Raw genomic sequence first — 12,554 nt, forward strand, 5'->3', positions numbered from 1 at the left:
AACAGCAAATACTGATTAAAATCATTCATCAATGAGACATGAGGCACACAAACATCCTGTAAATTCGACATAATGACGAGACATCCGTATGAAACTCACGACAAGCCCTCGGCAACCCGCCGCGCATCAAGGCCCCGCCCCTGAAGGCCAAAGCCCTGCCGTCATCCTTTTCGGAGAAATTCTGGCGGACGTCTTTCCCGATCGCGCGGTTCTCGGCGGCGCGCCCTTCAATGTCGCCCGGCACCTTGCGGCCTTCGGGCTAAGACCGCTCATGATCTCCCGCCTGGGAGACGACGCCCTTGGCACCAGAATTCTTGCCGGCATGAAGGAACGGGGCATGGATGTCTCGGGAATCCAGATCGACGACAACCTGCCCACGGGACAGGTGCGGGTCCATCTCGAAGACGCGGGACACCGCTTCGAGATTCTCCCCCGGCAGGCCTATGACTTCATCGACCCGGCCGACGCCACGGCTGCGGCGATGGCGGCCGAAGCACCAGGACTCGTCTATTTCGGCACCCTGAGCCAGCGCCATCACGTTACCCGGCAAGCGTTGTCGGAGATGCTGCAAAACATCAAAGCCCCACAGTTTCTGGACATCAACCTGCGCGAACCCTGGTTTGACGAGGACACGGTCCGGTTTTCATTGCAGAGTGCAGACATCGTGAAGCTGAGCGACGAGGAATTGCGCACCCTGGCGGACATGTTCAAGGCGGGCGAAGGGTTGGCGCAAGCGCAGGGAGCCGAACTCAAGCGCATGTTCGACATCGACCGCCTGATCGTGACCTGCGGAAAATACGGAGCCTGGCAACTGGACAGGGACAATGAGCTCTTTATCGCCTCCCCCGGGAAGGAGCCCTCGCGCATCGTGGACACGGTAGGCGCGGGAGACGCCTTTTCCGCCGTGTGCATCCTTGGCATGCTGTCGTGCTGGCCAGAAACCACCGCCCTGAAGCGTGCCGACGACTTTGCCTCCGCCATCTGCGAAATCCGGGGCGCTGTTCCCGAAGATTCTGAATTTTATCAAAATTTTACCAAGGAGTGGACACGGTGAAGACACGCGGACAGCCCGTCAAAAAACCGCTTTTTATCGTGTTGATCAGCATTCACGGACTGGTGCGCGGACATGACATGGAGCTGGGCCGCGACGCGGACACCGGCGGACAGGTCAAATACGTGGTCGAACTGACCCGCGCTCTTGGCGAACGCCCGGATGTGGAAAAAGCCATCCTGCTGACGCGCAGGGTCATCGACGACGCCGTCAGTCCCGACTATGCGCAGGTGACCGAGCCCCTGTCCGACAAGGCCAGCATCGTGCGCATCGAATGCGGAGAGGAAAAATACCTGCGCAAGGAGCTCCTGTGGGACTCGCTGGATAATTTTTCCGACAACGTCTTCACCTTCCTCAAAAGCCAGGATCGCATCCCCGATCTCCTGCACAGCCACTACGCCGATGCGGGCTATGTCGGAGCCAGGCTCTCGCACCAGATGGGCATTCCCCTCGTTCACACCGGACACTCCCTGGGGCGCAGCAAGCGCCTGCGGCTTCTGGCCAGCGGCAGTTCGCGGGGACAGATCGAAGACACGTACAAGATGTCCCGGCGCATCGAAGCGGAGGAGACCACGCTCAGCGCGGCCGAGCGCATCATCACCAGCACTGGGCAGGAGATCGAGGAACAATACGGCCTCTACGATTTCTACCAGCCCGAACGCATGTGCGTGATTCCTCCGGGCACGGACCTCAGCCATTTCTATCCGCCCCGCGAGAGCGAAAAAAACACCGCCATCGCCAATGAACTGAAACGCTTCCTGCACCGCCCGGCGCGCCCCATGGTGCTTGCGCTCTCGCGGCCGGACCCGAAAAAGAACATCGTGACCCTCATCGACGCCTACGGAGAATCCCCCCATCTGCAGGAAGCCGCCAATCTGGTCATCGTGGCCGGCAACCGCGACGACATCCAGGACATGGATGAAGGTGCGCGGGGCGTCCTGAACGACATCCTCCTCGCCGTCGACCGCCACGATCTCTACGGCAAGATCGCCTACCCCAAGCATCACCGGCCCGAGGAAGTAGCCATCCTTTTCCGCTTGGCCGCCGCATCGCGCGGTGTTTTCGTCAACCCCGCGCTGACCGAGCCCTTCGGCCTGACCCTGCTCGAAGCCGCTGCCTGCGGGCTGCCCATCGTGGCCACGGAGGAAGGCGGCCCCATCGACATCATCAAAAACTGCCGCAACGGTCACCTCATCGATCCCCTCGACAAGGAGTCCATGGCAGAAACGATCCTGCGCACCCTGATCGATAAAAAAGAGTGGCGCACCTTCGCCAAGAACGGCCTGTCCGGCGTGCGCCGTCACTATTCATGGCAGGCGCACGTGGAAAAATATCTGGATGTTGTCCGTCCGCTGGTGGAAAAAACCGCACCGCTGATCCGCATGGCTCCGATCCGACGCAGGGGCATTTCCCGCAAACAGGCGCTCTTCGCGGAACTGGATCTGAGCCTCATCGGCGAAAACTACTCGCTCACGGCGCTCTTGCAGACCCTGCACGCCCACCGCAAGACCGTCCTCTTCGGCATCGTCACCGGACGCCGCCTGGACAACGCCCTGGCCACCTTGCGCAAGCACAAGATTCCCCAACCCGATGTGCTTATCTCCGGCCAGGGGACGGAAATCCATTACGCACCGAACCTCACCCAGGACACTATCTGGGAACAACACATCAACCACCTCTGGGATCCTCGGGCAGTGCGCAAGACGCTGCGCGACATTCCGGGCCTGTCCCTGCAGCCCAAAAAGCACCAGAGCGCGTTCAAGATCAGTTACTACATCGACACCTCCGTGATCAGCGGGCAGCAGGTTCGCCAGCTGCTCCAGCACAACGAGCAGGCCGTGAACGTGCTCGTCTCCTTCGGCCAATACCTGGACGTGCTGCCGCTTCGGGCCTCCAAGGGGCTGGCGCTGCGCTGGTGCTCCGAGCAGCTCGACTTTCCGCTGGAAAGCACCCTGGTGGCCGGAGTCACCGGAGCCGACGCCGACATGCTGCGCGGCAATACCTTGGGCACCGTAGTGGACAACCGGCACATCACCGAACTGTCCGAGCTTGCGAACATCGAGGGCATCCACTTCTCGGAGGCCTCCTTTGCGGCCGGGATTCTCGACGCCATGGCCCATTACGGATTTCCCGCCCAGGAGGAAGGCGCGTCATGAAACGGTTTCTGCTCTGCACCGACCTGGACCGAACCCTGATCCCCAACGGCCCAAATCCCCAGTGGCCGTCGGCCAAGGCCCTGTTCCGGAAGCTGGCGGCACGCGAGGAGATTTGTCTTGCCTACGTGACCGGACGCCACCGTGCCCTGATCGAAGACGCCATCGCGGAGTTCGATCTGCCGTGTCCCGACTTCGCCATCGCCGACGTCGGGGCGAGCATCTATCAGATCAGGGCGGAAGAATGGCTACCATGGAGCACATGGGAACGGCACATCGCGCCGGATTGGGGCGGCATGCACTCCGAAGGTCTTGCGAGCCTACTGCGCGGCTTCCCTGAGCTGCACATGCAGGAGCGGGAAAAGCAGGCCTCCTTCAAGCTCAGCTATTATGTTCATCTGGACGTGGACTCCGGCGCGCTGACGGCCCGCATGCGCGAACGCTTGCAACGCGAGGGCATCCGCGCCAACCTGATCTGGAGCATCGACGAACTGGCGCATATCGGCCTGCTCGATGTCCTGCCGCAAAGCGCCGGAAAGCTGCACGCCATTCGCTTCATGATGGAGCGGCAACACTTTTCCCTGCACGACACCCTCTTCGCCGGCGACAGCGGCAACGACCTGGATGTGCTCTTGAGCGACATTCCGGCGGTGCTGGTGGCCAATGCCGACCCCGAAATCAAATCGAGGGTGGCGGCAACAGGACGCGAAGCGCTGTACATCGCCACGGGCGAATATCTCAGCATGAACGGGAACTACAGCGCAGGAATTTTGGAAGGAGTCGCGCATTTCTGGCCCGAGGCCGCTGCGTGGCTGCAAGAATCTGAATCATAAAGGATGAATACATGTACGAACAAGCTTCCCATGCCCTGCTGAACGAAATCCTGGCCGGACTCAGGCCCGAAATCGGCAAATTCCGGCTGCGCCATTTCTATACCCGGCTGGGCGCGAATTTTTACGCCATATATTCCCTCTTCAAACTCCTCTATGGCGACCGTCCGGACTTCAAGCAACAGATGGTTCGTCTGGTCGAGACCCTTGCCCTGCGCTACATGGAGCGCACCCCCGCCCTGCGCAAATCCGATCTGGCGCGTGAAGTGCAGTACAACTGGTTCCTGAACCAGAAGTGGGTGGCCATGGCCCTGTACTGCGACCGCTTCGCGGACAACCTGCAAGGCCTGCGCGAAAAACTCCCCTATTTCCAGGAACTGGGCGTGAACATGCTGCACGTCATGCCCATCCTCGACTGCCCGCCGGAAAACAATGACGGCGGCTATGCGGTGCGGGACTTCCGCAAGATCGACGCCCGCTACGGCACCCTGCAGGATGTCGAGGAACTGGCGGCCACGCTCAAGAACCGCGAAATCCTTCTGGTCCTCGACATCGTGGTCAACCACACCTCCGACGAACACGAATGGGCGACGCGGGCGCGCCAGGGTGAAAAGAAATATCAGGACTACTACTACGTCTTCGACAACCGCGAAACACCCGACGCCTTCGAGGAGGGCATGCCCGAAATCTTTCCGGTCACCGCTCCCGGAAACTTCACCTGGGACGAGACTATGGGTAAATGGGTCATGACGGTTTTCAACAACTACCAATGGGATCTGAACTACCGCAATCCGGCGGTGCTCATTGAAATGCTCGACATCATCCTCTTCTGGGCCAACAAGGGCGCGGACATCCTGCGCCTCGACGCCGTGGCCTTCCTGTGGAAGAAGATCGGCAGCACCTGCCAGAACGAGCGCGAAGCCCATCTGCTGCTGCGGCTCATGAAGGACTGCTGCCAGGTGACGGCTCCCGGCGTGCTGTTCATCGCCGAGGCCATTGTCGCACCGGGTGAAATCGCCAAATATTTCGGCGAGGACGCGATCTATTCCAAGGAATGCGAGATCGCCTACAACGCATCTCTCATGGCCCTGCTCTGGGATGCCGTGGCCACCAAGAACGCCAACCTGCTCAACCTGGGGGTCAAGAACCTGCCAAACAAGCTGGAGCGGGCGACCTGGCTCAACTACGTGCGCTGCCATGACGACATCGGCCTTGGCTTCGACGACAGCGACGTGGCGCAGGCAGGATACGATCCGACCCTGCACCGGGCCTTTCTGGTCGATTATTACACGGGCAAATTTCCGGAGTCACCGGCCAGGGGCATGCCCTTCGGCACGAATCTGAAAACCGGCGACGCCCGCATCTCCGGTTCGCTGGCTTCATTGGTCGGTCTGGAATCGGCGCTGGAGTCCGAGGATGAGGATGCCATAACCGCCGCGATCAAGACCATCGCGCTGCTGCACAGCGTAATACTCTCTTTCGGCGGCCTGCCGCTCATGTATTACGGTGACGCCATCGGCACGCTGAACAATCTGGAATTCCTGTCCGACCCGGCCACCCAGGACGATTCGCGCTGGGTTCATCGTTCCCGTTTCGACTGGGACAAGGCCGAAAAACGCCATCAGAGCGGCACGGTCGAACAGAGGATCTTCTCTTCGCTCAGGAAAATGATCGCCCTGCGCAAGGAAATCCCGGCCTTCGCGGATTTCGACAATCGTCACCTGCTGCTCATCGAGAACCCGAATCTGCTGGTCTTCTACCGTACGGACCCGGAAAATTGCCGCAGTCGGGTGCTCGTCATCAACAATTTCAACGTCGAAGCGCAGCCGCTTCCCGTTGACGCGCTGACGCCGCACGGATTCTTCACACACGAAAGCATGACGGATCTGTGCACCGGCGAGCGCGTGCCTGTGGAGGACGGCCAGCTCCTGATCCCGGCCCTCTCTTTCTACTGGCTCAAGGATTGACGGCCGGGAAATTCTCCGAAAATTCCCGGCCGTGATGATGCCTCAATAAAGGCGAAGGATGATCGGCCCGACGGTGCGAGGCAAAAATCAGGAAGCCAGAAACAGGATCGCCAGGCCGATCATGGGCGTCAGGGAGAAGGCCACCTGGGCGGTCACAAAGACGAGCATGCCGCGCTCTCCCGGCCGGGCCCCGGCCAGGATCAGGCTGACCAGACAGAGGATCAGACACGGCAGGGCCAGCGCTGCCCTCGCGAACAGCGTCACCCCCGGCAGCGGCACGAACACGAACCAGACCAAAGCCAGGGCGTTCAGCCGCAGGATGAACCGCTGAGTGGCCGAAACGCCGGATTTCACGGCGTGCGTGCGCTTGCCGTCGGCCCTGTCGGAGGGCTCGTCGGGCAGGGCCGTGGCTATGGCGCAGGACAGGGACAGGAAAAGCATGAGCGGCATGAGTGCCAGGGGCAGCCCTGTCAAAGTCCCGGCGTGGGCGCTGAAGCCGATCATGGGCAACACGAGCCCCACGCCGACCATCTGTAGGTATTCCCCGCCGCCCCGGTAGGACAGGCGCAAAGGCGGATAGCTGTAGGCCCACAGCAGGGCCAGGCCGAAGAGAATGAGCGGCAGGGGCAGCCAGGTGCCATGCCGAACCCCCAGAAAGACCCCGGCCAGAGCCGACAGCACGGCGCACAGGACAGCCGCCCGAGCCAGCTGCCGCCGCGACAGCAGCCCATCCACAAGGACCCTTGAGCCACCGGAAAAAGGGGTGAAGGTAAAATTCCTGCGGTCCGTGGCCATGTCGGCCACGTCGTTGGCGAAGACGATGTAGAGCTGGCTGGCCAGCCCGTAGAGATGGCAGGCGAGCACGACCTCCCAGGAAAATCCGTCGCCCATGGCCAGGGCCTGCCCCAGGAGCAGGGGCCAGAAGATGTACATCTGCGAAGGCAGGCGCGCCGCCTGAAGCCACGCCCGCCAGGCGGGCGTGGTGGGCTTCGGAAGAGCATCCTCGGGGTCGGGACGGGCGGACGCGGTCATGCACCGCTCCCCTGCAGGCATTCCAGAGCCCGCTCCTTCACGCGTCCGATCTCCCCGTCGGTGTACACGCACCCCGGCACGACCCTGCCCCAGACGACGCCCGGCCAGTAAGGATCGCTCCGCCAGCGCCCGATGACGTGGAAATGAAACTGCGGCACCAGATTGCCGATGGCGGCGACATTAACCTTGTCGCAGGTGAAGTCTGACCGGAGCATGGCCGACAGGGCGGACGAGGCCGCGACCAGCCGGTCCCGGAGGCCGCCGGGCAGCTCGTGCCAGTCCCCGGCCGAGGTTTCGGGCACCAGGATGAACCAGCGTACCTGGGCGTCCCGGTGCAGCAGAAGGCGGATGTCCCGCCAGCCTCCGAGAACATGGCAGTCCGCGGCCAGAGTGGGGTGAAGCGTGAAATCATTCATGGACACACGCTACGGCAGGCGGGTTCGGGCGGCAAGACACTCCTTTTGCATCCCGAAACATTCGCCATCTGTTCGACAAGAATATACAAATCTGTCTGCGCACAATAATTCCCAATAAGCGTAAAAAGACGAGTATGTTACAGAAAACGCTATCAGGTGCTAGACGCAGTCCGTGGCGTCATATTTCCTGCAAAATACGTACGGAGGTATCTGAGCGTGCGCATCTGGGCACTTTGCCTCGTTCTGCTGATCGGATTCATGGCCCCCACGGCCTTCCCCCCCTGACGTTATGCAGTCACTGGCGATGCACAGAAAATGGTCCTTGCCTTTCCTCTTTGCGCTCATTATTTTACGTTAACGAATAAACGTAAAATAATGAGTATTCTTATTTGAGGATAGCAAGCGGATGAAACGCTCCCTCCAGGGCAGATACGTGACCACGACCACGGTCGGCGAAAAGGTCAGGGCCTTTGTCCCCACGCCCCTCCCGCCGCGACCGCCCATCGACTGGACGCCGGAGCTGCGCGGCAGGTTCGACGAGGCGCTGCTGGCCCTGGGCCGCCTGGACAGCGTCTCGGAACAGCTGCCGGACACGGCGCTGTTCCTGGACATGTACGTGCGCAAGGAGGCGGTGCTGTCCTCCATGATCGAGGGCACCCAGTCGTCGCTGGCCGACCTGCTGCTGTTCGAACTGGAGCAGGAGCCGGGCGTGCCCCTGGACGACGTGCAGGAGGTCAGCAACTATGCCGCCGCCCTGGCCCACGGCCTGATACTGCTGGCGGAAGGGCTGCCGCTGTCGCTGCGGCTGTTGCGGGAAATTCATGGAGTGCTGCTGAGCAAAGGCCAGGGCAACCGTCAGGCGCCCGGGGAGTTCAGGCGCAGCCAGAACTGGATCGGCGGCACCAGGCCTGGCAACGCGGCCTTCGTCCCCCCGCCGCCCGAAAAAATCCTGGACTGCATGGGCAGCCTGGAGCTTTTTCTGCATGAACGCCCCGAGCCGACGCCGCCCCTGGTCAAGGCCGCCCTGGCCCATGTGCAGTTCGAAACGATCCACCCCTTTCTCGACGGCAACGGCCGCCTTGGGCGCCTGCTCATCACCCTGCTGCTATGCGACGGGAAAGTCCTGCGCGAGCCCCTGCTCTATCTCAGCCTCTTCTTCAAGGCCCACCGCAGCCGCTACTACGAGCTGCTCAACGCCGTCCGCCTGACGGGCGACTGGGAAGCCTGGCTCGACTTCTTCGCCGAGGCCGTCATCGTCACCGCGGGCCAGGCCATGGAAACGGCCCGCCAGCTCCACGGCGTCGCCGCCGCCGACCGCGACGCCATCGGCAGCCTCGGCCGCGCCGCCGCGTCCACCCTGCAGGTGCACCGGGCGATGATGGAACACCCCATCGCCACCTCGAACTGGCTGACGAAAAAAACGGGCCTCACGGCCGCCACCGTCAACAAGGCCCTCGGGCACCTGGAACGGCTCGGCATCGTCAGGGAACTCACGGCCCGGAAGCGCAACCGGCTGTTCAGCTACGCGGAGTACATCCGAATCATGAATCGCGGCACGGAGTTGCCGGAACGTTGACCGACGCAGCCTGACCCTGCCCTGTCCCCTCAGCTTTTCACCATCCCGTCCGTAATCGCCGACTCCGGAAGGCCGAAGGGCAGATAGCCGGCAGCCATCCTGTCCTTGAGCCCCACCCCGCTCACTCCGAGCCTCAAAGCCTCCTCCACCAGATACCCCAGCTTGCGCACGCCCTCCGCCAGGCTCAAGCCGCCCTCGCGCACGTTGGAGATGCAGTTGCGGGCCTCGTCCGTGGTGCCCGTGCGGGGGTTCATGGTCAGGTAGACGCCCATGGAGTTGGGCGAGGAAAGGCCCGGACGTTCGCCGATGAGGATGACGGACAGGCGGGCCCGCAGGATTTCCCCGATCTCGTCGGCCACGGCCACCCGCGCGTTTTCCACCAGACAGACCGGGGCCACGCTCAGCCCGGCCTGGCTGAACATGCGTACGCAGGCCGGCACGAAGTCCGGGGCGTTCTCGTGGATGGCCCGGGCCGAGAGGCCGTCGCCCACCGCCAAGCAGATGTCGAAGCCCGTGTCCAGCCCCTGCAGAACCGCAACCGACCGTTCGCTCAAACGCCGGCCCTTGTCGGGGCGGGTCAGGTATTCTTCCCGCCCGCCCACTCCCGACTCCAGCTCGACGCAGGCGATGCCCGCCCCGCGCAGGCTCTCAGCCAGCTCCGTCCGACGGAACGGCGTGTGCACGGCATCGCGGGCCCGGGCGTGATCGAGCCTGAAGGACAGGCTCTCGGCCAGGGGCAGGCTCGACCCGCTGCGCCCGACGGCGATGCGGGCCGCCGTGAACCGCCTGAGTTCCGCCCAGGGGTCTGCGCAGACCGTAACGGGCGCCGTGGTCCTATCGCTCATGATTCCTCCCGTATGGCGCCCGGCAGGCCCAGCAGGCGGTTGCCTTTTTCGATGGGCACGAGCCGCCCGCCCCCGTCCATCACGCCCGAAGACTCGAGCCAGGCCACAAACTCCGGCGCGGGCTTGCGACCCAGAAGTTTGCGCAGATAGGCCGCGTCATGAAACGACGTGGACTGGTAGTTGAGCATGATGTCGTCGGCCCCGGGCACGCCCATGACAAAGGTGCAACCCGCCGCGCCCAGCAGGGTCAGGAGCGCATCCATGTCGTCCTGGTCGGCCTCGGCGTGGTTGGTGTAGCAGACGTCCACGCCCATGGGCAGACCCAGGAGCTTGCCGCAGAAATGGTCCTCCAGCCCCGCTCGGGTGATCTGCTTGCCGTTCAGCAGGTACTCCGGCCCGATGAACCCGACCACCGTGTTGACCAGCAGCGGCTCGAACCGGCGGGCCACGGCGTAAGCGCGGGCCTCCAGGGTCTGCTGGTCCACGCCGTGGTGCGCCCCGGCCGAGAGGGCGCTGCCCTGGCCCGTCTCGAAGTACATGACGTTGTTCCCCACCGTGCCACGGCCCAGGGACCGCGTGGCCTCCAGCGCCTCCTGCAGCAGGGGGAGCGACACGCCGAAGCTCGCGTTGGCGGCCTCGGTCCCCGCGATGGACTGGAAGCACAGGTCCACGGGCGCGCCGCGTTCGATGGCCTCCATGGTCGTGGTCACGTGGGTCAGCACGCAGCTCTGGGTCGGGATGGCGTAGCGGGCGATGAGTTCGCCCAACATGTCGGAGATGCGGCAGATGTTGTCCAGGCTGTCCGTGGCCGGGTTGACGCCGATGACCGCGTCCCCGCAGCCGTAGCACAGGCCGTCCAGGGTCGAGGCCGCGATGCCCGAAAGGTTGTCGGTGGGATGGTTGGGCTGCAGGCGGACCGAAAAGCTGCCAGGCAGGCCGATGGTGTTGCGGAAGCGCGTCGTGACCCGGCATTTGGAGCCGACCAGCACCAGGTCCTGCAGGCGCATGAGCTTGGACACGGCCGCGGCCATCTCCGGTGTCACGCCGGGGGCCAGCCGGGCCAGCGTGGCGCTTTCGGCCGCATCGGTCAGGAGCCAGTCCCGGAACTCGCCCACGGTGAAGCCGCGGATGGGCGCGAAGGCCTTCTGGTCGTGCGTGTCGACAATCAGCCGCGTGACCTCGTCTTCCTCGTAGGGGACGACGTGTTCTTCCAGAAAGCGGGTCAGGGGCACGCTGGCCAGCTCCATCTGGGCCAGCACCCGCTCCTCTTCCGTGGCGGCCGCCACGCCGGCCAGAACGTCGCCCGAGCGCAGGGGCGAGGCCTTGGCCAAAAGCTCCTTCAAAGTTCGTTTCATTTCATGTCCTGTCGGGCAAGGCAAAGCCGTGCACCTTTGGTCTTTCTTCACGCCCGCAAATCGCGGACGCTGTCATGGCTGTACCTGTGGCCCCCAGGCAAGGCTGGTCAGGAGCTGCTGCTTGGCGGCCTGAATGCGCCGATGCGAGGCCTCGATCCGTTCGGCGGAGAGGCGTCCCTCCTCCACGGCCTTGACCAGGACATCGACGGCCTTGGGCACTATGTCGGGGTCGTAGTCCAGATTGTTGCCGAAAACCAGAATATCCACCCCGGCCTCGACAGCCAGGAGGATCGCTTCGTCCTGACCGTAATGTTCAGCGATGGCCCTCATCTGCATGTCGTCGGAGACGATCACGCCCTCGAATCCCAAACGCTGCCGCAAAAGCCCCGTGAGCACGGCACTGGACAGGGTGCTCGGATGGTTCTCGTCGAACCGGCGCAAAAAAAGGTGTCCGGTCATGATCAGGGGGCTGGCCTTGAGCGGGATCAGCAGCTCATAGGGGCGCAGCTCCGCCGGGGTCCAGGTCTTGCTGATGTCGGTCAGCCCAAGATGCGAATCCGCCGTGGCGCTGCCATGCCCAGGGAAATGCTTGAGACAGGGCAAAACGCCCTGCGAGAGCAACCCCCGGCTGAAGGCATGGGCATGGAGCGCGACTTGGTCCGGATCAGCGGAAAAACTGCGCTCCAGGGCTCCGATGGCCGGACTTTGCGGATTGACGTCCACATCCGCCACGGGCGCGAAATTCAGGTTCACGCCAAGGCCCGCCAGAAGCTTCCCGGTCCGTTCGCCTTCAAGTCGTGTCTGCTCCGGACTGCCCTGCCCCATGGCCTTGGCCGAAGGACTTGGCGCAAAGCCCCGATCCTCCCGGAAGCGCCGCACCCTTCCGCCTTCCTGGTCCACGGCGACAAAAAGCGTGGTCCGGGCGTTGGCCTGCAGGCTCGCGGTCAGCGCCCGAACCTGCCTGGGGCCTTGAATGTTGCGCTCCGTGCTTTTTAGCTGCACGTCGCGGTCAAAGAGGATCACGCCCCCCAGATTGTGCTCCCGAATGTCTCGCAGGATGGGCGAGTCGTTGTTCACCGTCGTCCCGCGAAAACCGACCAGCAGCATCTGCCCCGCCATGGCCCGAAGCGCGGACGTGTCCATGGCGAACCCGGACGAGGCCGGGATCAGGAACAGCATCACTCCAAGAAAAAAAAGCATCCCGGTGGATGTTATGCCGTCATGAAAAACACCGGCAGGCCGTGGCTGCCGCACTCCGTTGAAAAGACGTTTGCCCGCCGGCCTATCAAACATCCCCACCATCCCTCGAATCATGTCGTTCCCCCCTTT

The 12,554-nt window shown here is 63.2% G+C and carries 10 protein-coding genes; 5 read left to right on the forward strand and 5 right to left on the reverse strand.

Features of this window, described 5'->3' with window-relative positions; translation table 11 throughout:
• Nucleotides 1-88 precede the first annotated feature (88 nt).
• The 4 genes from H4684_RS05060 to H4684_RS05075 are packed head-to-tail and all read left to right on the forward strand — an operon-like array spanning nt 89 to nt 6,001.
• Complete coding sequence (locus H4684_RS05060; protein ID WP_192623039.1) at nt 89-1,054, forward strand: carbohydrate kinase family protein; 966 nt, start codon at nt 89-91, stop codon at nt 1,052-1,054.
• A complete protein-coding gene (locus H4684_RS05065) occupies nt 1,051-3,207 on the forward strand; it encodes an HAD family hydrolase (RefSeq protein WP_192623040.1) in 2,157 nt (718 codons plus the stop codon). Before H4684_RS05060 ends, H4684_RS05065 begins: the two co-directional genes overlap by 4 nt.
• Entirely contained in the window at nt 3,204-4,037 is an 834-nt protein-coding gene (locus H4684_RS05070) for an HAD-IIB family hydrolase (protein ID WP_192623041.1), read from the forward strand. The genes H4684_RS05065 and H4684_RS05070 overlap by 4 nt, the downstream gene beginning before the upstream one ends.
• 11 nt (nt 4,038-4,048) lie before the next feature.
• Nucleotides 4,049-6,001, forward strand: a complete 1,953-nt coding sequence (locus tag H4684_RS05075) for an alpha-amylase family glycosyl hydrolase (RefSeq protein ID WP_192623042.1) — start codon at nt 4,049-4,051, stop codon at nt 5,999-6,001.
• A gap of 87 nt (nt 6,002-6,088) precedes the next feature.
• On the opposite strand, the gene H4684_RS05080 is transcribed toward H4684_RS05075, so the two are convergent.
• The gene (locus H4684_RS05080; RefSeq protein ID WP_192623043.1) at nt 6,089-7,033 is read right to left on the reverse strand and encodes a prenyltransferase; all 945 of its coding nucleotides are present in this window, start codon (nt 7,031-7,033) and stop codon (nt 6,089-6,091) included.
• Nucleotides 7,030-7,449 carry an HIT family protein gene (locus H4684_RS05085; RefSeq protein ID WP_192623044.1) on the reverse strand — a complete coding sequence of 140 codons (420 nt, stop codon included), beginning with the start codon at nt 7,447-7,449 and terminating at the stop codon, nt 7,030-7,032. Before H4684_RS05085 ends, H4684_RS05080 begins: the two co-directional genes overlap by 4 nt.
• Before the next feature lie 406 nt (nt 7,450-7,855).
• Here H4684_RS05085 and H4684_RS05090 point away from each other — a divergent pair, with 406 nt between their 5' ends.
• Entirely contained in the window at nt 7,856-9,025 is a 1,170-nt protein-coding gene (locus tag H4684_RS05090; protein WP_192623045.1) for a Fic family protein, read from the forward strand.
• A 29-nt stretch (nt 9,026-9,054) separates the two neighbouring features.
• Here the strand turns inward: H4684_RS05090 and eutC are convergent, their stop codons facing one another.
• The 3 genes from eutC to H4684_RS05105 form a co-directional block, all read right to left on the reverse strand.
• Nucleotides 9,055-9,870 carry an ethanolamine ammonia-lyase subunit EutC gene (eutC, locus tag H4684_RS05095; protein ID WP_192623046.1) on the reverse strand — a complete coding sequence of 272 codons (816 nt, stop codon included), beginning with the start codon at nt 9,868-9,870 and terminating at the stop codon, nt 9,055-9,057.
• On the reverse strand, nt 9,867-11,225 hold the full coding sequence (locus tag H4684_RS05100) for an ethanolamine ammonia-lyase subunit EutB (protein ID WP_192623047.1): 1,359 nt from the start codon (nt 11,223-11,225) through the stop codon (nt 9,867-9,869). Before H4684_RS05100 ends, eutC begins: the two co-directional genes overlap by 4 nt.
• A gap of 72 nt (nt 11,226-11,297) precedes the next feature.
• Nucleotides 11,298-12,518, reverse strand: a complete 1,221-nt coding sequence (locus H4684_RS05105; RefSeq protein ID WP_225940251.1) for a glycoside hydrolase family 3 protein — start codon at nt 12,516-12,518, stop codon at nt 11,298-11,300.
• Nucleotides 12,519-12,554: the final 36 nt, after the last annotated feature.

It is taken from the genome of Desulfomicrobium macestii (assembly GCF_014873765.1).
GTDB classification, from domain to species: domain Bacteria; phylum Desulfobacterota; class Desulfovibrionia; order Desulfovibrionales; family Desulfomicrobiaceae; genus Desulfomicrobium; species Desulfomicrobium macestii.